Origin of the sequence: Pseudoalteromonas sp. TB51, assembly GCF_000498055.1 — a bacterium.
Classification (GTDB): domain Bacteria; phylum Pseudomonadota; class Gammaproteobacteria; order Enterobacterales; family Alteromonadaceae; genus Pseudoalteromonas; species Pseudoalteromonas atlantica.
In genome coordinates, this window is sequence record NZ_AUTO01000049.1 from 11,717 (window position 1) to 35,955 (window position 24,239).

Annotated in this window: 18 protein-coding genes and 2 pseudogenes; 2 read left to right on the plus strand and 18 right to left on the minus strand. The window is 41.3% G+C overall.

The annotated features are described in order from the left end of the window. Window positions 1–7 precede the first annotated feature (7 nt). The 3 genes and pseudogenes from L650_RS0101450 to rppH all read right to left on the minus strand — a co-directional run bounded on the left by L650_RS0101450 (window position 8) and on the right by rppH (window position 3,653). A complete protein-coding gene (locus L650_RS0101450; protein WP_029771920.1) occupies window positions 8–817 on the minus strand; it encodes a sulfite exporter TauE/SafE family protein in 810 nt (269 codons plus the stop codon). A gap of 72 nt (window positions 818–889) precedes the next feature. Further along, window positions 890–3,105 (minus strand): annotated as a pseudogene (gene ptsP, locus L650_RS0101455) (phosphoenolpyruvate--protein phosphotransferase). Window positions 3,106–3,134: 29 nt separating this feature from the next. Next, window positions 3,135–3,653, minus strand: coding sequence for an RNA pyrophosphohydrolase (gene rppH / locus L650_RS0101460; RefSeq protein ID WP_004586239.1), 519 nt, complete (start codon window positions 3,651–3,653; stop codon window positions 3,135–3,137). 577 nt (window positions 3,654–4,230) lie between these two features. Between rppH and mutH the strand changes: the two genes are divergently transcribed. Then, window positions 4,231–4,902, plus strand: coding sequence for a DNA mismatch repair endonuclease MutH (mutH, locus tag L650_RS0101470; protein WP_004586238.1), 672 nt, complete (start codon window positions 4,231–4,233; stop codon window positions 4,900–4,902). Window positions 4,903–5,081: 179 nt separating this feature from the next. Here mutH and eno read toward each other — a convergent pair whose 3' ends face one another. The 5 genes from eno to rlmD form a co-directional block, all read right to left on the minus strand. Then, entirely contained in the window at window positions 5,082–6,380 is a 1,299-nt protein-coding gene (eno, locus tag L650_RS0101475) for a phosphopyruvate hydratase (RefSeq protein WP_029771921.1), read from the minus strand. A 113-nt stretch (window positions 6,381–6,493) separates the two neighbouring features. Continuing rightward, window positions 6,494–8,128 carry a CTP synthase gene (locus tag L650_RS0101480; protein WP_004586236.1) on the minus strand — a complete coding sequence of 545 codons (1,635 nt, stop codon included), beginning with the start codon at window positions 8,126–8,128 and terminating at the stop codon, window positions 6,494–6,496. A 177-nt stretch (window positions 8,129–8,305) separates the two neighbouring features. After that, window positions 8,306–9,103, minus strand: a complete 798-nt coding sequence (gene mazG, locus L650_RS0101485; protein ID WP_029771923.1) for a nucleoside triphosphate pyrophosphohydrolase — start codon at window positions 9,101–9,103, stop codon at window positions 8,306–8,308. Between the two features lies 1 nt (window position 9,104). Next, window positions 9,105–11,261, minus strand: coding sequence for a GTP diphosphokinase (gene relA / locus L650_RS0101490; RefSeq protein WP_029771924.1), 2,157 nt, complete (start codon window positions 11,259–11,261; stop codon window positions 9,105–9,107). Between the two features lie 8 nt (window positions 11,262–11,269). Next, the gene (gene rlmD, locus L650_RS0101495; protein ID WP_029771925.1) at window positions 11,270–12,595 is read right to left on the minus strand and encodes a 23S rRNA (uracil(1939)-C(5))-methyltransferase RlmD; all 1,326 of its coding nucleotides are present in this window, start codon (window positions 12,593–12,595) and stop codon (window positions 11,270–11,272) included. A 111-nt stretch (window positions 12,596–12,706) separates the two neighbouring features. On the opposite strand from rlmD, the gene barA reads away from it, so the two are divergent. Continuing rightward, the gene (gene barA / locus L650_RS0101500) at window positions 12,707–15,481 is read left to right on the plus strand and encodes a two-component sensor histidine kinase BarA (RefSeq protein WP_029771926.1); all 2,775 of its coding nucleotides are present in this window, start codon (window positions 12,707–12,709) and stop codon (window positions 15,479–15,481) included. Window positions 15,482–15,585: 104 nt separating this feature from the next. On the opposite strand, the gene pdxJ is transcribed toward barA, so the two are convergent. From pdxJ to rpoE, 10 genes and pseudogenes are all read right to left on the minus strand, one after another. After that, window positions 15,586–16,317, minus strand: a complete 732-nt coding sequence (pdxJ, locus tag L650_RS0101505) for a pyridoxine 5'-phosphate synthase (protein ID WP_029771927.1) — start codon at window positions 16,315–16,317, stop codon at window positions 15,586–15,588. A 21-nt stretch (window positions 16,318–16,338) separates the two neighbouring features. Beyond that, complete coding sequence (recO, locus tag L650_RS0101510) at window positions 16,339–17,031, minus strand: DNA repair protein RecO (protein WP_024033080.1); 693 nt, start codon at window positions 17,029–17,031, stop codon at window positions 16,339–16,341. 20 nt (window positions 17,032–17,051) lie between these two features. After that, window positions 17,052–17,941 (minus strand): annotated as a pseudogene (era, locus tag L650_RS0101515) (GTPase Era). After that, complete coding sequence (rnc, locus tag L650_RS0101520; RefSeq protein ID WP_004586228.1) at window positions 17,931–18,608, minus strand: ribonuclease III; 678 nt, start codon at window positions 18,606–18,608, stop codon at window positions 17,931–17,933. The pseudogene era and the gene rnc overlap by 11 nt, the downstream one beginning before the upstream one ends. A 2-nt stretch (window positions 18,609–18,610) precedes the next feature. Then, on the minus strand, window positions 18,611–19,546 hold the full coding sequence (gene lepB / locus L650_RS0101525; RefSeq protein ID WP_004586227.1) for a signal peptidase I: 936 nt from the start codon (window positions 19,544–19,546) through the stop codon (window positions 18,611–18,613). A 16-nt stretch (window positions 19,547–19,562) separates the two neighbouring features. After that, the gene (gene lepA, locus L650_RS0101530) at window positions 19,563–21,350 is read right to left on the minus strand and encodes a translation elongation factor 4 (RefSeq protein ID WP_029771928.1); all 1,788 of its coding nucleotides are present in this window, start codon (window positions 21,348–21,350) and stop codon (window positions 19,563–19,565) included. A gap of 188 nt (window positions 21,351–21,538) precedes the next feature. Beyond that, the gene (locus L650_RS0101535) at window positions 21,539–21,988 is read right to left on the minus strand and encodes a SoxR reducing system RseC family protein (RefSeq protein ID WP_004586225.1); all 450 of its coding nucleotides are present in this window, start codon (window positions 21,986–21,988) and stop codon (window positions 21,539–21,541) included. Window positions 21,989–22,007: 19 nt separating this feature from the next. Beyond that, window positions 22,008–22,958, minus strand: coding sequence for a MucB/RseB C-terminal domain-containing protein (locus L650_RS0101540; RefSeq protein WP_029771929.1), 951 nt, complete (start codon window positions 22,956–22,958; stop codon window positions 22,008–22,010). A gap of 4 nt (window positions 22,959–22,962) precedes the next feature. Beyond that, window positions 22,963–23,589, minus strand: coding sequence for a sigma-E factor negative regulatory protein (locus L650_RS0101545; protein WP_024033083.1), 627 nt, complete (start codon window positions 23,587–23,589; stop codon window positions 22,963–22,965). 1 nt (window position 23,590) lies between these two features. Further along, window positions 23,591–24,172, minus strand: coding sequence for an RNA polymerase sigma factor RpoE (gene rpoE, locus L650_RS0101550; protein WP_004586222.1), 582 nt, complete (start codon window positions 24,170–24,172; stop codon window positions 23,591–23,593). Between the last annotated feature and the right edge of the window lie 67 nt (window positions 24,173–24,239).

Consider the following 24,239-nt stretch of genomic DNA (forward strand, 5'->3'; position numbering starts at 1 on the left):
TAAACCTTTAGCTAAAAACCATTTTAAGTGCGATGAGCACAAGCAACACCGCGAAAATTTTCTTTATTATATTAACAGGTAAATAATGAGTTGCTTTAGCCCCTAAGGGCGCCACAAACCACGATGTTATTACAATACCAAATAATGCAGGTAAGTATACAAACCCTGCGAACCCATGGGCTAAATCGGTTACCTGCCAGCCTGCGCTTATATAACCAATAGAGCCAAATAGTGCGATAACAATGCCGCTCGCTGATGCACAGCCTATCGCTTTTTTCATATCAACTGAAAAGTAATTAAGCATAGGGGCAATAAGTGCGCCGCCACCAATACCTATTAAACCAGAAAGCGCGCCCATAAGAGCAGAAATGCTCCCTAAAATAATCCCTTTTGGTAGCGGTTTTTCTTTAAGCGATTTACTACGTGATGCCAACACCATTCTGCCTGCAATAAATACAACACTTATTGCAAACACGCTGCGTAATGCTTGTTCGGGTATTAAACTTGCGGCAAAGCCACTTATTAACGCGCCTAAGCCTACACCCGACATAACCCACGGTGCAATTTGCCACGGCACATTATTATTTTTATGATGAGCCAAGACTGAAGAAGTAGAAGTGAATAAAATAGAGGCTAGCGATGTTGCAATAGAAATAACTAATACGTGATCAGGTGAAGTAACGTCAAACATCAGTAATAAGCTACTTAAAACAGGCACAATAATTAAACCGCCGCCTATCCCTAATAGCCCAGCTAAAAAGCCAACTACACAGCCAAGTAGCGCACAACTGGCCACGAGTAAAGCTAAGTCATACATAGTGTTCTCAAATACCTTTTCGTGCGCCTATATTAAAGGATTATAAAGTTAATAGCATCTTTAAGCGCTGCATTATTTGGCGGTATAAAACAGATCGCCTAATTGGTGTTCAATCATAAAATTGCGCGTTAAGCGCAGTACCTGTTTAGCGTTCGATTGCACTAAGCACTCTGCGAGTAATTGCTGCATATCGTTAATATTTAAGCGCCTTAAAATCCACTTTACTTTAGTTAACGACGACAGGTTCATACTTAAATGCCTATAACCCATGGCAATGAGTAAAATAGCGCCCTCTGGCTCGCCGCCTAGCTCGCCACATAAACTAAAGGGTAAACAGTGTTTATTACATTCATTCGCTACTTTATTTAATACCCTTAACACGCCGGGGTGATATGGGTTAAATAACTGAGCCACCCGCGCATTTGCTCTATCGACAGCAAGTAAGTATTGCGTTAAATCGTTACTGCCTACTGAGCAAAAATCTACTTTTTTAGCCCACTCGTCGAGCATAAATATACTTGAGGGTACTTCAAGCATAATGCCCACTTCTGGGCGCTCCAAGTTTTGCTCTGGGTGTTTTTCTGCCAGTTCAAAATAAGCTTGTTCAAATAACGCGAGCGCTTCGTCTACCTCTTCTGTACCGCTGATCATAGGCAGCATTATTTTTAAATTACCTAAGCCCATGTTTGCTTTTAACATAGCTTTGAGCTGATCTAAAAACAGCTCTGGATGGTCAAGGCTTATGCGTATGCCGCGCCACCCTAAAAAGGGATTTTCTTCGGTGATATTAAAGTAATCTAAAACCTTGTCGCCACCAATATCTAGGGTTCGCATAACCACTGGCGCTGGATGGTAACTTTTTAGCACCTCCCTATACCAGTTTTCTTGCTCAGCTTGCGATGGAAATTGCCCCTTTTGCATAAACCATGCTTCGGTACGATAAAGCCCTACTCCATCGCAAATATGCGCACTGCTTTGCTCGGTATTAAGCTCAAGTCCTGCATTTAGCATTAAATTTATTTGCTCACCATCTAAGGTAACCGACTGCGCACTTTGCTCTGCTAAAAAGCGGTTGTTGAGTAGTTTATCTTGGTGCTTTAACTGTGCGTATTCGTCGAGTAACACTTGCGAAGGAGAAATATATAAACGCCCAGCAAAGGCATCTAAAATCATTGGTTTAGCATCAAATTGCAATAAGGGTAAATCTTCAATACCCCAAATAGCCGGTATTCCCATCGCTCGGGTTAATATAGAGGCATGGCTATTGGCTGNAGCATGGCGGGCGTTAAGGTATTCGCAATTAATATGGTATTGGGTGGGTAATCTTTTACTGCGTGCTCTGTGTTTACAAGGTGGTGTAACACCCTTAAACCTATGTCTTTTACATCAACTGCGCGCTCTTTAATGTAGGGGTCTTGCATGGCATTAAACTGCGAAATAAGCCGCTCAATAACAATTTTTAAGGCGCTTTTTGCGCACCAGCCCTCTTGTAACTGTACCTCAACATTGTGGCCTAAACTTTTCGCATCAAGTAATTGTTGGTATACATCAAATACCGCGAGGGCTTCACGCGGTATTGAGTCACTCAAGGTCATAGACAGGGTATTAAATTCTTTGCGGGTGGCAGCAACGGCTTGTGTAAACAAACGGCGTTGCTCGGCGCTATCGGGATCTTTTTTTAGCTCTATAGATTTAAAATCAAGCTTGGGCAGTACCACAAAGGCTTGGCCAATCCCAATACCTGGAGCACTCGACACCCCTTTGAGCACTGAGGTTTGGTGTGATGATTCGTCTTGGCGTAAAAGCTCTTTTATTTCAGCATGCGCAAGTTGCGAGGCTAGCTGTGCTGAAAGGGTAATTAAAAACGACTCTTCGTCTTGGCTAAAAACCCGCGCCATTTTTTGTTGTACAACAATAACGCCCAATACCTTTTTTTGATGCACCACAGGCACAGACAAAAAGGCATTGTAACCTTCTTCGTTTACTTCGGGGGAGAGCTTAAAACGCGGATGAGATTTTGCAAAAGCAATATTAATAGGCTCTTCACGCTGGGCTACTAAACCTACAAGCCCTTCGGTAAAACCAATTCTAAACTTACCTACGGCATCCGGGTTTAGGCCTTCGGTTGCCATAAGTACAAAGTTATCTTGGCTGTAGTCGGCAAAATAAATAGAGCAGCACTGGGTTTTCATGGCCTCTTTAACCATTTTCACAAAGCACACTAAGGCACTGTCTAAATTCGCTTGTTGCGAAACAGACTCAGCAATAGTTCTAAGTGTTGCCAGCATTACCTGCTCCTTATTTTATAATTATGCTACTACCTTTTGTGTCGCCACTGTTCTTTATGATGTTCTCTTTTATTAAAAGGCATTGCAAACGGTGCAAACTCTTTCATCACCCGTCTGTATACATCGCGTTTAAACGATACCACTTGCCTTACTGGGTACCAATAACTCACCCAGCGCCAATCATCAAACTCGGGATGATGTGTTTTAAGCAAGTTTACATCTTCATCTTTGCAACGCAGTTTTAATAAAAACCATTTTTGTTTTTGCCCAATACACACCGGACTAGAGTCGCGGCGAATTAATCGCTTGGGTAATTTATAGCGTAACCAATGTTTTGAGCTTGCAACTATTTCTACATCTTCTGGTCGCAAACCTACTTCTTCGTGTAATTCACGGTACATGGTTTGTTCGGGTGTTTCTCCGTCATCAACACCGCCTTGGGGAAATTGCCAAGAATGTTGACCGTAACGTCTAGCCCAAAAAACCTGCCCCTGATTATTGCAAATTACAATTCCGACATTGGCACGAAAACCTTCGGCATCAATCACCTTAGTGCCTCATTTGTAAGTCGATTTTTAATGATTGTTCCACATTAGCTGCAATTCGGCAAACACTATTATCCCCAAAGTCATCACGCCCTAATCGCACGTTTACTATTTACGCTGTGCATAACGACTTAACCTTAAATGAGCACTGAGTAATTACAAGGATAAAATAACCCTTAATTGACGCAACTTTTAGAAAAAAAAGCTAAGCTATGCCTTGATTATTATGTTTAGTGCTATTTACTCACAGCTTGTGTATAACTTTTGATAAACAAGGCTATTTTGCAAACAAGTCCACAATGACAGATCTAAAAACTCGCTTTCTCCACAGATTCTGTGGATAAACATGTTTATATAGTTGTATTTATCCCATATAGAATTTGCTAACTTAATTAAAGCTGAATGAGTTAATTGAAAATATTAAAGCTAGTCAGTCACTTACAGTTAAACTGTGACTTTTTGGGGTGAGCAAAATTACGCCAAACACAGTGCGTATAAAAAACAACCAAAAGCAAAGATATCCACCTTACGGGGGTTTTGCTATCATGGCGCTGTTAATTATTCAAGGTAAATGAGTAGCATGCGACCAACAAAACCCCATTCAATTAATGACTTAATGCAACGCGTAAACGCTATTGCTGGTTTAACATTAGGGCAATTAGCCTCTCAATACAGCTTTAAAACCCCTGACGACCTATTACGTGAAAAAGGCTGGACCGGGCAACTTATTGAATACGTGTTAGGCGCTACTGCAGGCTCAAAACCCCTCCCCGACTTTGAAGATTTAGGCATTGAATTAAAAACACTGCCTATTTCGTATAAAGGAAAACCCTTAGAAACCACTTTTGTGTCGGTTACCCCCCTTATAAACGTAACCGGCATGACGTGGCATACAAGCGCTGTGCGTAAAAAACTCAATCATGTTTTATGGCTGCCTATATTGAGTGAGCGCGATATTGCGCCTTTTGATAGAACCATAGGCAGTGGTTTTTTATGGCAGCCTACGCCTGAGCAAGATGCGTTGCTACAACGTGATTGGGAAGAACAAATGGAGTTAATAGCGCTTGGGCGAGTTGATGAAATATCGGGCCATTTAGGGGATGCTATACAAATTAGGCCAAAAGCCGCTAATAGCAAAGTGGTTACCGATGCTATTGGCCCAAATGGGCAAACAATAAAAACCTTACCGCGTGGCTTTTATTTAAAAACCAGTTTTACAGGGGCTATTTTAAAGCAGCAGTTTCAGCTCTGAGCTGTGCAGAAAATATTATGAGTTAAGCAAATCCTTTTTCGCACTGCGTGCGCGCGTCAGCAAGCTTAAGGCCTACAAAGCATTCTCATCTCTTTAAAAAATATCAGGCATAAAAAATCCCCGCATTAGCGAGGATTTTATTATCTAAAATTAAAAATAAGATTCTATATAAAATAGAATTACTGACCTTTAACTTCTTTAAGACCGTTGTAAGGTGCTTTAGAACCTAGTGCTTCTTCAATGCGAAGAAGTTGGTTGTACTTAGCAACACGATCAGAACGGCTCAATGAACCTGTTTTAATTTGGCCTGCAGCAGTACCTACCGCTAAATCAGCAATAGTTGCATCTTCTGTTTCGCCAGAACGGTGTGAAATAACAACTGTAAAGCCTGCATCTTTAGCCATTTTGATTGCTGCTAACGTTTCAGTTAGTGAACCAATTTGGTTAAATTTAATTAGGATTGAGTTAGCAATACCGTTATCAATACCGCGTTTTAAAATCTTAGTGTTAGTTACGAATAAATCATCGCCAACTAATTGGATTTTATCGCCCATTAATTTAGTTTGGTGTGCAAAGCCATCCCAATCTGACTCATCTAAGCCATCTTCAATAGATACAATTGGGTATTGCTCAGTTAAATCTTTTAAGAAGTAGTTAAACTCTTCTGAAGTGAATTTTTTGCCTTCACCTTTCAAATCGTAAATGTTTGCTTCTTTATCGTAAAACTCAGAGGCTGCACAGTCCATAGCCAGTGTAATATCTTTACCTAGCTCATAACCTGCGTTTGCTACAGCTGTTTTAATAGCTGCAAGTGCCGCTTCGTTTGATGCAAGGTTTGGTGCAAAACCACCTTCATCACCTACCGCTGTAGAGTGGCCGTCTGCTTTTAATACTTTAGCAAGGCTGTGGAATACTTCAGCGCCCATACGTAGGCCTTCGCGGAAGTTTTCAGCGCCAACAGGTTGGATCATAAATTCTTGAATATCTACAGAGTTATCTGCATGCTCACCACCGTTGATGATATTCATCATAGGTAACGGCATTGAGTAAACACCTGGTGTACCGTTTAGGTCTGCGATGTGCTCGTAAAGCTCAACTTTTTTAAATTGTGCAGCGGCTTTTGCAGTTGCTAGTGATACCGCTAAGATAGCATTTGCACCTAGTTTTTCTTTATTTTCGGTGCCATCTAAATCTAGCATTACTTTATCTACAGCACTTTGCTCTAATGCATTTTGGCCTTTTAGCGCATCCGCAATTTCGTTGTTAATAAAACCAACTGCGTTTAATACGCCTTTACCTAAGTAACGGGCTTTGTCACCATCACGTAGCTCTAGTGCTTCGCGAGTACCTGTTGATGCACCTGAAGGAGCGGCAGCGCGGCCCCAAGAACCATCAGCTAAATATACATCAGCTTCAACAGTAGGGTTACCACGCGAGTCCATAATTTCGCGACCAATTACTTTTACGATTTCTGACATCTTGATTCCTCTATATTCCCAAAATGGTGAGTTCAGCTAACTTTACTACGTTTTATATCTTTTAGTCAGCCCTTTAGACAAAAAAGCCGTGCAATATGCACGGCTTTTTTTAATTACGAAGACGTTTTTTGGTGAGTATGAGCAGCTGCTACAAACCCTTCAAATAACGGGTGACCATCACGTGGTGTTGACGTAAATTCCGGGTGGAATTGCGCGGCAATAAACCATGGGTGATCTTTGTTTTCGATGATCTCTACTAGTTTTTTATCTTCTGATAAACCAGTAAAGCTTAAGCCTGCTTGCTCTAATTGCTCTACAAAGTTGTTGTTTACTTCGTAGCGATGACGGTGACGTTCAATAATTTCTGTATTGCCGTACACTTCGTGCACCTTAGAACCCGGCGTTAAGTGACATTTTTGTGCGCCTAAACGCATGGTGCCACCTAAATCAGATTTTTCATCACGTATCTCAATGTTACCCTCAGCATCTAACCACTCTGTAATTAAGCCCACTACTGGCGCTTTAGAGTGAATATTAAACTCAGTTGAGTTAGCGTCGGTTAAACCTGCAACATTACGTGCGTATTCAATAAGTGCTACTTGCATACCTAAACAAATGCCTAGGTAAGGTACTTTGTTTTCACGGGCATACTTAGCTGCTAAAATTTTACCTTCAACACCACGGCCGCCAAAACCACCTGGTACTAAAATAGCGTCTAGATGAGAAAGCAGTTCTACCCCTTTGCTTTCTAAGTCTTGCGAGTCAACGTATTCAATATTAATGGTTAAACGGTTTTTAAGACCTGCATGCTTTAGTGCTTCGTTAACTGATTTGTATGCATCTGGTAGTTCAATGTACTTACCAACCATACCAATCGTTACTTCGCCAGTCGGGTTAGACTCTTGATAAAGTACTTGTTCCCATTCAACTAAATCAGCTTCTGGTGCGTCAAGGTGGAAACGACGACACACAAAGTTATCTAGCTCTTGTGATTTTAATAGCGCAGGAATTTTGTAAATGCTGTCTACGTCAGGAAGCGAAATAACCGCTTTTTCTTCAACGTTTGTGAACAATGCAATTTTTGCACGTTCATTGTTAGGCAATTTACGGTCTGAGCGACAAATAAGAATATCTGGCTGAATACCTACAGAGCGTAACTCTTTAACTGAGTGCTGTGTTGGTTTTGTTTTCACTTCGCCTGCAGGGCCTAAGAATGGCACTAGCGTTAGGTGAATAAATAGCGCGCGTTCGCGGCCAATTTCTGTACCTAACTGACGAATTGCTTCAATAAATGGTTGTGATTCAATATCACCTACTGTGCCACCAATTTCTACAATCGCAATATCATGACCTTCAGCACCGTCGTATACACGTTGCTTAATGTCATTTGTGATGTGTGGAATAACCTGAATGGTTGCACCTAAGTATTCACCACGGCGCTCACGACGTAGTACATCTTCGTACACTCGCCCTTGTGTGAAGTTGTTGCGGCTGGTCATTTTGGTGCGAATAAAACGCTCGTAGTGACCTAAATCAAGATCCGTTTCGGCGCCGTCTTCTGTAACGTATACTTCACCGTGTTGAATTGGGCTCATTGTGCCTGGGTCAACGTTTATGTAAGGATCCAGCTTTAAAATGGTAACATCTAAACCGCGGGCCTCTAAAATAGCTGCCAATGACGCTGCTGCAATACCTTTACCCAACGAAGAAACAACCCCGCCAGTAACGAAGATAAATTTTGTACTCATGCGAACCCTAGAATATCAGGAATTAAAAGGAATATAACACCCGAGAAAGAGACTCTGGGTATATCATCAAGACGGGGCGAAATTGTACCAAAACAGCGTTGAGCAATCCAGCTAAAAATAGCGTTTACGCGCACAAAAAATGTTCGTTGATTAACATTAGGTTGTGCTGGGCTAATCTTATTTCGCTTTTTTAATGGCTTCCCATGCTTCTTCCATTTCGTCAAGCGTTGCGCGCTCTAAACTTTTACCTTTTGCAATTAAATAACCTTGCACTTTTTCAAAGCGCGCCGAGAACTTATCGTTGGCTTGTCTGAGTAGTTGCTCTGGGTCGCGTTTAACATGGCGAGCCACATTTACTGTGGCAAATAATAAGTCGCCTATTTCTTCTGCTGTATGATCGGATGAAGGGTCGTGCTCAAGCGCTTCTTTTACTTCAAGTACTTCTTCACTTAATTTATCAAGTGCCCCGTGGTAACTCGGCCAATCAAAACCAAGTGCGGCAACACGCTGCTGAATTTTTTTAGCTTTAGTTAGGCTTGGCATATTGGTGGGTATATCTTGCCAAAGTGAGGCTTGGCTTGGCTGTACTTTTGCTGCACGCTCTTGTGCTTTAATTGCTTGCCATTGCTTTGCTAATTGCTCGTCGGTTAATGCTTGCTTAGTGTTAAAAACATGAGGGTGACGGCGGGTAAGTTTACTATTTAGCTCACTAACCACGTCGTTAAAATCAAACATGTCCTGCTCTTTGGCAAGTTGTGCGTAAAAAACGATTTGAAACAGTAAATCACCCAGCTCATTTTTAAGCTCGTTTAAATTACCCGACTCTATGCAATCGGCCACTTCAAAGGCTTCTTCTAGTGTGTGCGGTACAATCGATTTAAAGTTTTGCTTGCGATCCCACGGGCAACCGTCGGTAGGATCGCGAAGCAACGCCATAATATCGAGGAGTTGCTCAAGGGCGTTACTGTTTGCCATTTTATTGGTTTCGCTTGGCACTGTGAACACCTTCAATTTGATGCAGTTTAGACAAAACCCGGTTTGTGCCCGATAAATCATGCACTTCTATTTGCATAGTAAATACCGCTAACTGATCAGCCCCAACAGTATTAACGTTCATGTTGATCACATTTACTTTTTCGTTAGCCAGTACAGAGCTAATATCGCGAATTAAACCTGAGCGATCGCTGGCTTCTATTTTTATACTTAGCGCATAAGAGCCGTTTATTTCATCTGACCAACTAACCGATATTACACGCTCTGGGTGCAGCTCTTTTAAGTTGTTAAATGAATCGCAATCTTCGCGGTGTACCCCAATGCCACGGCCTTGTGTAATATAGCCAATTATTTTATCGCCAGGTACTGGGCGACAACACTTAGCAACGTGGCTCATTAAGCTGCCCACGCCATCCACCACAATGCCGTTTTTATCGCCAGTTACTTTACTTGGCGCTTTAAAACGAATTACGGGTTCTTCTTCGGTACGATCACTGACAAAGTTAAGCATTTGGTTTAAGCGAACATCGCCGGCACCTATGGCAACCATTAAGTCATCTAGTTCTTTAAAATTAAAGCGCTTAATAGCTGGGTCTAAATCTTTGTAGGTTAAATCTAGCTTTTGCAGTTCGTTATCAAGAATCTCTTTACCGGCGCTTAAGTTTTTATCGCGGTCGAGCTGTTTAAACCAATGATGGATTTTAGCCCTTGCACGCGACGATTTAATATAACCAAGCGATGGATTTAACCAATCGCGGCTTGGATTAGGCTGCTTTTGCGTGAGAATTTCTACCTGATCGCCCGTTGATAGCTGATGTGTAAACGGCACTATTTTGCCAAATACTTTAGCCCCTATACAGCGGTGCCCTACATTTGAGTGAATGTAATAAGCAAAATCAAGCGGTGTAGCACCAACAGGTAAATCGATAATATCACCGCTTGGGGTAAATATATAAACGCGGTCTTCTACAACTTGGTTTTTAAGCTCTTCGGCTAAATCGCCCCCATCAACCACTTCTTCTTGCCATTGTAGTAATTTGCGCAACCAGCTAATTTTTTGCTCATAGCCTGAGCCACGCCCAGGTAAAGCGCCTTCTTTATACATCCAGTGCGCGGCTACGCCTAGCTCTGCATCTTGGTGCATTTCGCTGGTGCGTATTTGTATTTCAACGGTTTTCCCTTCAGGGCCAAATACCACGGTATGAATTGATTGATAGCCATTTTGTTTAGGTGTAGCAACGTAGTCGTCAAACTCTTTATTAAGGTGGCGCCAATTAGTGTGCACAATACCTAGCGCGCCGTAACAATCTTGCAGGCGCTCTACAACAATTCGCATTGCTCTAATATCAAACAGCTGATCAAACTCGTAGTTTTTTTGCTGCATTTTTTTATAAATGCTGTAAATGTGCTTAGGGCGGCCATACACTTGCGCCTCAATACCGGCTTCGCTTAGGCGAGCTTTTACTTGCGTAACCATATCTTCCATATAGGCTTCACGAGCAAGGCGTTTGTCATCAAGTTGTTTAGCAATGCTTTTATAGGTGTCGGGGTGTAAATACCTAAACGATAAATCTTCTAGTTCCCACTTAAGCTGGCCTATACCTAACCTGTTTGCTAACGGGGCAAAAATATCGGCGGTTTCTTTAGCGGCAATAACACGCTCTTCTTCATCGCCATTTTTTACATTGCGTAAATGGCACACTTGCTCAGCAAGTTTAATCACCACAGCGCGCACATCTTCAACCATGGTAAGTAACATTTTACGAATGTTATCTACCTGCATAGTGCCTTTACCTTGGTGCGATAAAGTACTAATAGCAGCCATTTGCGCAACCCCAGTTAAAAGCATGGCTACATTTTTGCCAAGTTGTGCTTCTACGGTTTCAAGGTCTACTAAGTCATTTAAGTAGTAATGCGTGAGATACGCGGTTGCGAGAGATTCTGCATCTAAATTTAGCTCGGCTAAAATCTCGACCATTTCTATGGCCGTGTTTTGCCGTGCTTGGTTGTCACATGTAACACACAATGCTTGCGCTTTGTTTAGTAGCGTTATTTTCTCTTGCGATAACGCTAACTGTTTTAGGCTAGTAGCAAAGTCACCTGTGTCGTCCTGTTGATGTGATTGACGTGTAGCGACCATAAAACGCTTTACCTCCGTTGAAATAACGCCATTGTTTCTATGTGTCCTGTATGTGGAAACATATTCATTAGCCCAATTTTAGTAACTTCAAAGCCTGCTTGCGAAATAATTGCACTGTCACGGGCTAAAGTAACAGGATCGCAAGAGACGTATAAAATGGTTTTAAACTGCTTTAAAGGTAGTTGCTCTAAAACAGCCATAGCACCTGTGCGAGAAGGGTCTAATACTAATACGTCTAGCGCCTTATTAAACCATTGTGCTGTTTCAATTTTTTGCGTTAAATCAAAACAATGAAAGTGCGCATTAGTGATAGAGTTAGTTTGCGCATTTTGCGTCGCCATTGCAACCGCCGATGCAATCCCTTCTACTCCAATAACCGATTTAGCATGCTGGGCTAGCACTAATGAAAAGTTACCAATACCACAAAATAAATCCAATACTTGCTCGTTTCCTTGCAAGTTAAGCCAATTTACCGACTGAGCTAACATAGCTTGGTTAACTTCGTCATTTACTTGAATAAAATTACCAAGGCCAAATTCGAATTTTAAATTAAACTTTTCTAAAAAATAATACGGCGTAGGCAAATGAGCCTGCTCTATAACATCGCTGTTGTCTTGCCAGGTAATTAACCACTGCTGTGCGTTTGCTGCTTCTTGTATGTAGCTTTTGGCTTCATCTGGTATCGCTTTAGTATGGCGAATAACAATAAAGTTCCCAGCCTCGTTTTGGCACAACTGTAAATGACTTATACTGTGTAGCGCTTTATATTGATTAATAAGCCTTTCAAAAATACTAAATACGTTAGTAAATGCCTTACTAAGCACATCACATTGCTCAATACTAATCACATTTTTAGAGCTAGGCGCACGATACCCAACTCGCATTTTTTTAGCGGCTTTATCATACATTACGGCAATACGCGCACTGCGTCTGTAATGAGTGGGCTTACTTAAAAGAGGCGCTTGCCAATTTAAGTCGCTTAATTTGGCAAATTTTTGAAACAGTTGCGTCACTGCATTTTGCTTTTCAGCCACTTGCTGATTTATTTCTAGGTGCTGCAACTGGCAACCACCACAGTGATTATAATGCTGACAAAAAGGCTGCGTGCGTGCATCGCTTGGATTAATAACCTTAACCAGCTTTGCACTACTGTATTTGGCTTTATCTTCTATTAGGCTTGCCGTTACTTTTTCATTCATTAAAGCGCCGCTTACAAAGCACACTTTATTATTGTGTTTGGCAACGCCCCGCCCTTGATGATCCATGGCCGTAATATTAAGTGTGAGTGTTTGCTGTTTAAGTGGTTTTTTCTTTGCTTTAAAAATTTGCGCCATGCGGCATTACCTTAAATTTTGTATTACGTATAAGCAAATCAGATGCTTTGAGAATAGCCGATGAACCGTATATACTCGATCCATACTAATAATGATAATAACGCTTCCATTATGACCAAATTAGGCTTACGTGATTCTGTTTTAACCTTAACCTTGATTCCCACAGTGATCATTGGTTTGTTACTTGGCGGCTATTTTACAATAAATCGTTACATTGAGCTTGATGAAATTTTATATCAACAAGGCAGCTCAATATCTGAACCTTTAGCAATTGCTTTAGAGCAGCCTTTACTTGAAAAAAATAAAAAGCTGCTCAACCGTCTGATTAGTTACACACACAATAAGCACTCCCCAACCATTAAATCGATTGCTATTTTTGATACCAGCAATCAGCTTATTATGACCAGTAACTATCATCGCTCGTTTGATGAACTAACTCAAAAAGAACAAATTGAAAATCTTCACACAACAAAAATTAATAAATCAGAAGAGTTAATCACGTTCTATACTCCAATTTTTAATCACTCTGCGCCGGTATCAAAATGGGATATTAATGATTTTCAAACCCCGCTTGGCACCGTTATTTTACAGCTTAATAAAGACCAAGCGATTATAGGCCAGCAACGAGCGGTTTTAATTAGCGGCATTGTTATTTTATTTTCAATAATATTGGCATCTATTTTAGCGCTTAAGCTTAGCCGTATGTTTATGAACCCGCTTAATAAGTTAGTACTTGCCACCGACAAACTAGTTGAAGGTAAAAGAGACACGGGTTTAAACGACACCATGATGGGCGAATTTGAACTTTTGCGTGAAGGGCTTAATACCATAGCCCACACTATGGTTATGCAAAAAGACGAAATGCAGAAAAATATTGATCAGGCCACGAGTGATTACCGCGAAACCCTAGAGCAATACGAAACCTCAAATATTCAGCTAACCATGGCCAAAAAAGAGGCGCAAGATGCTAACCGCGTTAAGTCCGACTTTTTAGCTAAAATGAGTCACGAGTTACGCACCCCGCTTAATGGGGTTATTGGCTTTACGCGCCAATTGTATAAAACACCTTTAAATAAACATCAAAAAGACTACCTCGATACCATAGAGCTTTCTGCCAATAGTTTATTGACGATTATTAGCGATATTTTAGATTTTTCTAAACTTGAAGCAGGCGCAATGGAGCTTGAATCAATCCAGTTTCAACTACGCGATAGCGTAAACGAGGTTATGACATTATTAGCTCCCTCGGCGCATGAAAAACAACTTGAGCTATCTATTTATATCAACCCACAAGTGCCTGATGATTTAACCGGTGACCCCACTCGCCTTAAACAAGTTCTTATTAACTTGTTAAGTAATGCCATTAAGTTTACTGAAAAAGGCTCTATAAAAGTTGATATAAGCTACCGCTTATTAGATGAAGACCGCGCCTCTATTTTAGTATCAGTAACCGATACCGGTGTGGGTATTCCAATGGATAAGCAAGATGCGTTATTTACTGCATTTGGCCAAGCAGATTCCTCCATTACCCGTAAATTTGGCGGCACTGGTTTAGGTCTCATTATTACCAAACACATTGTAGAGGCTATGAATGGCCGAATAACGCTAAATTCAGCCCCGGGAAGCGGCACCTGTTTTACCTTTAATGGTGTGTTTAGGTTGCCTGATCATACCTTTAGTAACGACTTACCTTCTAAATCACTTATTGGTAAACGCATATTATACCTAGAGCCACACGAGCATACGCACCACTCTGTGCTTTCTGTATTAAACGAGTGGGAAGCGGTTGTAACCGCCTGTTTTAATGAAGCAGCGTTTTTAGACGCCATCAAACATAAAATGTTCAAGTACGATATTTGTATTATTGGTGATATGGCATCGGTAGATGATATGCAGCGACTTAAGAGCTATGTAAATATGGTTCGCGAGTCGTGCGATTATTTATACCTTATGCTCAATACTGTTTCGCATAATATGCGCGAAGCGTTTATTGGCAGCGGCGCCGATGCGTGCTTAAGTAAGCCGCTTAATCATCGTAAATTATGTGAAGTACTGGCTGCGCCTTATCGCCTTGATCATCCAACCTTAAATATTGAGCCAAGCGATCAAACATTATTGCCATTAAAAGTACTGGTGGTAGATGACAACGATGCAAACTTAAAACTTATTTGCACCTTGTTAAAAGAGCAAGTTGAATTTATAGATACGGCCTACAATGGTTCACAAGCCTACAGTTTAAGTAAAAGCCATAAGTACGATGTTATATTTATGGACATACAAATGCCGATTATGGATGGCATTACCGCGTGTAAACTTATTAAGGAGTCTTCTTTAAACGAAGACACACCTATTATTGCGGTAACCGCGCATGCACTGCACAGCGAAAAAGAGCAGCTATTAAAAGATGGCTTTAAAGGCTATTTAACTAAGCCTATTGATGAGGACATGCTGAGCCAAATTATTTGCGATCATAGTCCGCAATCGCCCGTAAGCCGCGACAAAATTAAAAGTGTAACGTCACAAAGCCCAGCTCCATTTGAAAGTAACTGCTTAGATTGGTCGCTTGCGCTACAACGTGCAGGGGGCAAAGGTGAGCTGGCGCTGGAAATGCTCAATATGCTATTACAAAGTGTGCCAGAGACACTCTCGCAGCTCAACGAAGCTATTGAGCAAAACGATTGCCAAACGGTATTAAGTGTTATCCACAAATTCCATGGCGCGTGCTGTTATACCGGTGTGCCTAAGCTTAAATCACTGGCAGAAACCATAGAAACCTCACTTAAAAGTGATTGCGTGCTAGGTAACGTTGAGCCTGAACTATTTGAGCTTCAGGATGAGCTGGAAAACCTCATGGCAGATGCAAGTGCTACTGAGCATCAACGCTAAAAAACACGTAATAAAAAAGCGCAGTAAATGCGCTTTTAACAGGTTTTAATATCATTTTACTTAATTAAGTATTTCTATGAAATGGTGCCACCATGGGGTTAAATTTATAACCTTGCCTCAATCATAAGACGTTTCATGTCGCGTACTGCTTTTTCAAGGCCATCAATAGCTGCGCGCGCAATAATAGCGTGGCCAATGTTAAGCTCATAAATTTCAGGCATTGCAGCAATAGGTTTTACGTTATGATAATGAAGGCCATGCCCTGCATTTACAATTAAGCCTAAGCTCGCCGCGTATTTTACACCCTCTCGTATGTGCTCAAGCTCTTTATGTAAATCTTCATCATTAGTGGCATCTGCATACGCGCCGGTATGAATTTCTACATACGGTGCACCACACGCCTTAGCTGCATCTAACTGTGCTTTATCGGCATCAATAAATAATGACACTTTAATACCCGCATCAGTCAGTGTTTTAGTGGCCGATTTAATTTTATCTACGTTACCAGCCACATCTAGGCCGCCTTCGGTCGTAAGCTCTTCACGTTTTTCAGGTACTAAACATACGTACTCAGGCTTTACTTCAAGGGCAATGTTAATCATTTCATCTGTAACTGCTGTTTCAAGATTCATACGCGTTTGAATCGTTTTAGCCATTACGTATACATCGCGGTCTTGAATATGGCGACGGTCTTCACGCAAATGAATAGTAATACCATCTGCACCGGCGTGCTCTGCCACACTGGCTGCATGTGCTGGGTCTGGGTATGATGTACCACGCGCTTGGCGAAGCGTTGCAATATGATCAACGTTTACGCCTAAAAGAATGTCTTTCATTTTGTTACCTGTAAAATATGTTTATTGAGAGGCCATAAATAATTCACGGCTTTTTAATGGTTTATTACCCAGTAAAGGTTTTAGTAAATAACGGCTTAATTGTTTTGCCATATAGAGTACATCGCTTTGGCTAAAATCATGATTAGCAATCGCTTTGAGCTGCGCGCCGCTAAACCCTGAGCGCGTATCTTGTTGCATCAAAAAACCCAACTCAGGAAAGTAACTATACGTTTGTCTTTCATCAATTGGCTCACCACTGGCATCAAAGCTAAAGTCGACGCCATAGCCCAACAGCTCTAATAATTGAAATTCGTATGAGCGCAGCACCGACTGTAAATCGACATCGCTATTTAAGTTCTCTAGGTGAGTTTTGTAAAGCTCAAACACTTGTTCAAGTGGCTCGTTTACCGGCACAATGCGGTTAGTCAGCTCATTTAAATAAAAGCCACAGTAAAGCTTATCCTTAGTTAAATATAAAGGATTACCATGTAGCTCAAATTTATTTATGTATTTTAAATCGTACTTGCCACTGTAATGAACAAGCAGTGCCTGAAAAGGCTGTAATTGTGCTTTGTGTTTAGTGGCCTGGCGACCACTCACTCTGGCTAGCATTCTAAGCTGGCCTACGCCTTCTACCAGCATATCGAGCATTACTTGGGAGTCGCTATAAGGACGCCGATGTAATAGGTACGCTGTGTAGAAGTCGCTATCCATATTAGTTGGTTAAATGCAGGTTAATCTTCGCCATAACCTAAACTTCTTAAGGCACGTTCATCATCTGCCCAACCCGATTTAACTTTAACCCAAAGCTCTAAAAACACTTTGTTATCGAGCATTTCTTCAAGGTCTTTACGGGCTTCACGGCCAATCACTTTAAGCTTTTCGCCTTTGTTACCTATTACCATGCGTTTTTGGGTTTCACGCTCAACAAGAATTAACCCGTTGATATGCCAAACACCGTTTTCTTGCCATTTAAACTGCTCAATTTCTACAGTAACAGAATATGGCAGNCCGCCATAAAACGCATTGAGCGGTCGGTGACATAGTCATCAGGAAAGTAAAATTCGCACGGTGGTAAGCGTTTAGTTACTTCGGCTTTAATTAAATCAACGTTTTTACCTTGCGTTGCCGATACCGGCATAATGCCCACAAAATCAAACTTGTCGCCAAGCATCTTCATATGCGGTAATACTAAGTCGCGGTCTTTTACTTGGTCTATTTTATTAATAACAAGTAAAACAGGCTTACCACTTTGCGATACTTTATTAAGTACCATTTCGTCATCGGCATTCCAGTGAGTGCCCTCAACAACAAAAATAATAAGCTCGACATCACCAATTGAACTCGATGCAGCACGGTTCATTAAGCGGTTAATAGCGCGCTTTTCTTCAACGTGTAAGCCCGGCGTATCAATATAAACAGCTTGGTGTTGCCCTTCTGTATGAATACCCATAATACGGTGGCGAGTTGTTTGTGGCTTGCGCGAGGTAATACTTACTTTTTGCTCAATGATTTCATTAAGCAATGTTGATTTACCTACATTAGGGCGGCCAACAATGGCAACCATGCCACAAAACGTATCAATATCACCTTCATGAGGCTGTATTAAGGTATCAAGATTCATTTTTTAGTATCTTCAATGCTTTTTCGGCAGCTTTTTGTTCGGCTTTACGGCGCGAGCTACCAACAGAAATAATGCTATCCATACCTTCAACTATACATTCAACCGTGAACGTTTGATTGTGCGCTTGACCTTTGGTATCAACAACGGTGTAGCCCGGTAAAGATAACTTACGCGCTTGTAGATACTCTTGCAGCAAGGTCTTAGGATCTTTTTGATTAAGCCCTGGTGAAATAGCATCAAGTCGAGATTCGTACCACGCTAAAATTAGCTCGCCACAGCGGTCTATGTTTGAGTCTAAAAACACAGCCCCTATAATGGCTTCTACAGCATCAGCTAATGTTGATTCACGACGAAAACCACCGCTTTTTAACTCACCCGGCCCAAGGCGCAAGTAGTCACCTAAACCAAACTCTAGCCCAAATTCAGCAAGTGTTTGGCCACGCACAAGCGTAGAGCGCATACGGCTTAAATCGCCTTCACGCGCTTTTGGAAATTTGTCGTACAAAGCATTGGCAATAACAAAGCTCAAAATTGAATCGCCTAAAAACTCTAAGCGTTCGTTGTGTTGACCTTTATGACTGCGGTGCGTCATTGCCTGCTCAAGTAAACCTTGATCAGCAAATTCGTAGCCAATTCGTTTATATAATTCTGTTACATTTTTTTTCATTGTTACTGAATATTACCTAGGCGTTCAAAACGAACACCAGTTGGAACCCATCCTGGTAAAACATCATCTGGGCCATTCTCAAATTCAAAACTCATCCATATAAAGACAGCTTTACCCACCAAGTTTTCTTTTGGTACAAAGCCCCAAAAGCGACTATCTTGGCTGTTGTCGCGGTTATCACCCATCATAAAATAATGATCAGCTGGTACAGTCCATTCATCCGAAGGAGTCCCTGGTTGCTGATAGTAACGCCCTTTACGTTCAGGTGCGCGTGGGTTGATTAAAATGTCGTGCTTGAGTGTCGTTAAATCTTCATTTACTCGGGCAAGCGACATTTGGCCTTGTTTAAACTCATTATCGTTAATTAATTTAAAATCAATTTTATTAAACTCATTACAAAGTAGGTCACCCTGCTGGGTCTCGCCTTCTTTACAATTAGGTTGAATATATAAACGCTTATCACGATAAACAATTTTATCGCCCGGTAAACCAATAGCACGTTTTATATAATCTACTCGCTCATCTAACGGGTATTTAAAAACAACAATATCGCCGCGTTCAGGCTCGCCTACATCTACAAGCTGGCTACGCCATACCGGGTCTTTAATCCCGTACGAGTACTTTTGTACTAAAATAAAGTCGCCTACCAACAGAGTTGGCATCATTGAACCTGACGGTATTTGAAAAGGCTCAAAAATAAACGACCTAAAAATAGTAATAGCTGCAATCATCGGAAAAATCGATTTTGCAGTTTCTGTAATTGCCGGCTCAGGTGCTATTAACGCCGCTGTTTCTTCATCAAGCTGGCCACCGGCAGATGTTTGGGCAAGCGCCAAACGCTCTTGCCTTTTTGGCGCATACATTAGGTGGTCAATTAACCATATTAAACCTGAGCCTAACGTTAATAACACCAATAAAACTGAGAAATAACCAGCCATCTATAATCCTTTGTTTTTATTTACCAACTTTCAAAATAGCTAGAAACGCTTCTTGCGGTACTTCTACGTTACCCAATTGCTTCATTCGTTTTTTACCATCTTTTTGCTTTTGCAGTAGCTTTTTCTTACGACTCACGTCACCACCGTAACACTTAGCGATTACATTTTTACGTAATTGCTTAACCGTGGTACGGGCAATAACATGTTGTCCTATTGCAGCTTGAATCGCAATATCAAACATTTGACGTGGAATAAGCTCTTTTAACGCATCAGCAAGTTGGCGGCCGCGTGATTGTGCACTGTCGCGGTGAACAATTATAGCGAGTGCATCAACACGTTCACCATTGATAAGTATATCAACACGTACCATGTCTGATGTTTGAAAGTGCTTAAAGTTGTAATCAAGCGATGCAAAACCACGACTGGTTGACTTTAATTTATCAAAAAAGTCCATAACCACTTCAGCCATAGGTAGCTCATAAGTTACAGCGACTTGCTTGCCGTGATAACTCATTTTAGTTTGCATACCACGTTTTTCTACACACAGAGTAATAACGCTACCTAAAAACTCTTGCGGTACAAGTATGTTTGCCTCTACCACTGGTTCGCGTATTTCAACAATATCATTTACCGCCGGTAAGTCAGACGGGTTATCAATTTGACTCGTACCTTCTTTGGTTACTACTTCGTAGATTACAGTAGGTGCCGTGGTAATTAAATCAATATCGTATTCACGCTCTAAACGCTCTTGAATAATTTCCATGTGTAGCATACCTAAAAAGCCACAGCGGAAACCAAAACCCAGTGCTGTTGAATTTTCAGGTTCAAAAAATAACGACGCATCATTTAAGCTTAGTTTATTAAGCGCATCGCGGAACGATTCATAATCATCAGAGGCAATTGGGAACATACCTGCATATACTTGCGGCTTAATTTTTTGAAAGCCTGGTAAACGCACTGGTGCCGCATTTTTTTGATGCGTAATCGTATCGCCCACTGGGGCGCCGTGTATTTCTTTAATACCGGCAATAACAAACCCTACTTCGCCGGTACGTAAAATACCCGTGTTGGTTTGTTTAGGGGTAAAAATACCCACGTGATCAGCTGTATGTACTTGCTCGTTCGACATTATTTTTATTTTGTCGCCGGCACGTAGTTCACCGTGCTTAATACGCACTAGTGATACAACACCTTGGTATGGGTCAAACCACGAGTCAATAATAAGCGCTTGTAAAGGTTGATCTTTTTCACCTACCGGTGGTGGGATATCCTTTACAATCATCTCAAGTACTTCAGCAATACCAACACCTGTTTTTGCACTACATTGCACAGCATCTAGGGCATCAATACCAATAATGTCTTCAATTTCTTCTGCTACACGAAGCGGATCGGCTTGCGGTAAATCTATTTTATTTAAAACAGGGATTACTTCTAAATCCATTTCAATGGCGGTATAACAGTTTGCCAGCGTTTGTGCTTCAACACCTTGTCCGGCATCAACAACTAAAAGCGCACCTTCACATGCCGCTAAAGAGCGAGAAACTTCATAAGTAAAGTCAACGTGCCCTGGTGTATCGATAAAGTTAAGTTGGTAGGTTTCGCCATCGTTAGCAGTGTAGTTAAGCGTTACACTTTGCGCTTTAATGGTAATACCGCGCTCACGCTCGATGTCCATTGAATCTAACACTTGCTTTTGCATTTCGCGGTCTGTTAAGCCACCACAAACCTGGATCAAACGATCTGAAAGGGTCGATTTACCATGGTCAATATGGGCGATGATCGAAAAATTACGGATATGCTTCATAAACTGGATTCTAAACTTCTATTTTAATAGGCTAAGTACGAACACCTGAGTGACTTGAAAATACTTATTGGGTATAAGTGCTATATAAGTGGCTAAATGCGCTTTAGATAATCAAATTTTGATTGCCTTTTTACCCTGTATTTCCAAGTTACTCTGGTATAAAACGGCAATTTTACATTTAATTGGCCTTAATCACCATCTATTTGCGTTAAAGGAAGGCTAATTGGATGAATTTTTATCACTTTTACATCATGCCTGAGTGTTTTTACTTTGCTTTTGGCTAAAAAGTAACCACCTACACCGCCCAAAGCGGCGAATAATATTTGCCATCCCTGCGCTAAAAGTAGTAATTCGGCACTAATAAATGCAAGCGTTAATCCTAAAAATAAAGGCAGCATGTATACAGCAAAAGCATGTTTGACTAGATGCGAATCATCTAATGAGAGCGTTACTTTTTGGCCCACTTCTACAGGAGTATCAAATTGATATGGAAAGGTTTTTTTATCGCTACCAAAGAGTTTGGCAAAGACTTGCGAGCCACAGCGACCATTACACCCTTCGCAGGCTTTTTTTTGCTGGGCTTCTAAGTGGGCAGTGGTGCCATCTAGGGCAACCACTGTAAGTGTTTGTTCAATCATAACAACCCTTACGAATTGTTTATAATGCGCGAGTCACTGACTCAGCAATTGCCTTTGCGGTTTGGCTTGGCACATTACCAACAACGGATACATCAAAGTTTCCGCCATTATGCACATAAATTGTCGTTGCGCCAGAAGTTAATGATCCGCTTAAGCGGCGACCTGGTAAGGGGCGCTGTACAAAAACTGAAATTTCAACAAACCCATCAGAATATAAATAATAGTCAGTAAGTTCGTTATTTAAATCAAGTTTATGGCGGTCTGACTTTAGTAATTTAAAGCCATTAGGTAACCAACCAATGCGCCAGTTTGTGGCATTGCTTTTTTCACCTTTCAGTGCGTTACCTGGTAATGGCGTTGGAAAATTACGATTGAGCACTTCTAAAATCATCGGTGCTGGTTGCTCTGTTACGCTAATATGGGTTAACTGTAGCTGCTCTAATGCTTCACCTTGGTGGTTAACATAAGCGGCTTTTAATAACAGCGATGACTCTGTATCAAGCCAAATCCAATAGTTATATTTGTATTCATCTTTTGATTCTATTCTCACCAGTTGCGCCGCTCGCCCTGCAATACGGCCTTTACCACCTAGCACAAAATCATATTGGCTGCTTAATGCTTCAATATCTTTAAATAATACTTCAGGTATTGGCCCAGCAATGGAGTCTGTATTTATAGAATATGGCTGCGATTGCGGTTCAAAGTAGGTTACTTGGTCGTTAATTCTCACCATTTCTAAGCCCGCGCCATTAAGTAAACTTAAATGCTCAAGCTCTGTTTCACCTTGCTTTGCATGCACCCAACGGTAAGGTTCCATGGCTTTACCCTTTACCACCACAAAAGAGGCGTCAAAATTACGGGTATGCACTGCATTCGCCATGTTTAGTAATAAATCTTTGGCGGGATTTGTGTCGTTAGCAAAAACATTAAAGCTTAATACCAACGACAGAACAAAAGTGATTACTTTCATTTAATTAGTTTTTTTCCTCTTGCGCTTTGTCACTATTTTGCGCTGTTTGCAAAGAGTGTGCAACACGTGCTTGACGTTGATGCTCTAAAACTAACGCGCCAATGCGTTGTTGCTGTAATTCGCGTAAACCTTGCTCAGCGTTTTCAAGAGCAGGTTCTGATGAATAACTCACCGGCGATGCCATACCTGTTAATGGGGTAGTTTGTAAAAGCGGAATTTCGCTTTCTTGCTCGCCCGCACCTTGCGGCAAGGTATTTACGCCAACAATGGCAAACATAGCTACGCTTGCAGCAATAGCAAGTTGTGCAACCGGCTTACGCCAATTAAACGCCACTACTTTGTTGTCTTGCTGCGCTTCACTGTGCTCGGTATCTGGAGCTTTGTTTGCTGTCGATTGGGTGAAATCGGCATACACAGGCTCACTTTCAAGTGCTAAGGCGATGTTATCGCTTATATCGATGTGTATGTCGTTGTTATTTTTTTGAGCACGCATCGCATCACCAATTAGCGCATATCGACCAAACGTAGCAACATCCTGATCAGAAATTTTACCCTCTGCAAGGTGTTGTTCGCCGTCAAGTAATGCTGATAACGTTTCGCTATCCAACTTGTTAACGTGTGCTTTTGTCATACTAAGACTCGCCTATTAATGGGTTTAATTTATTATCTATTGCTTCTCGGGCTCTAAAAATACGCGAACGTACTGTCCCAACAGGGCAATCCATTACCACGGCTATTTCTTCATAGCTCATCCCTTCGATTTCTCTTAGGGTAATCGCGGTTTTAAGGTCTTCAGGCAAACTATCAATCGTATTAAAAATAACAGCGCGTACTTCGTCGCTTAACAGTAAATTTTCAGGCGATGCGTTTGAACGCATCGAATCCGCACCGTCATAAAACTCGGCATCTTCAGCGTCTATATCGTTTGCTGGCGGTTTACGGCCCTGAGCTACTAAATAATTTTTAGCACAATTAACGGCAATACGGTATAACCACGTATAAAAGGCACTATCACCTCTAAAGTTTGGAAGTGCACGGTAGGCCTTAATAAATGCCTCTTGTGCTACATCTGCAATATCGCCTTGGTTAGACACATAACGTGAAATTAACCCTGCAATTTTGTTCTGATACTTCTTTACTAATAGGTTGAAGGCGTTTTTATCTCCTTGCTGGACCCTTTTTACAAGCGCTAAATCTAATTCCTGCTCGCTCATTCGAGCCGGTACTCCTCTGTTTGATTCTTGCTGGTTATTCATAGTGTCGCCATTGTTCACAAATACT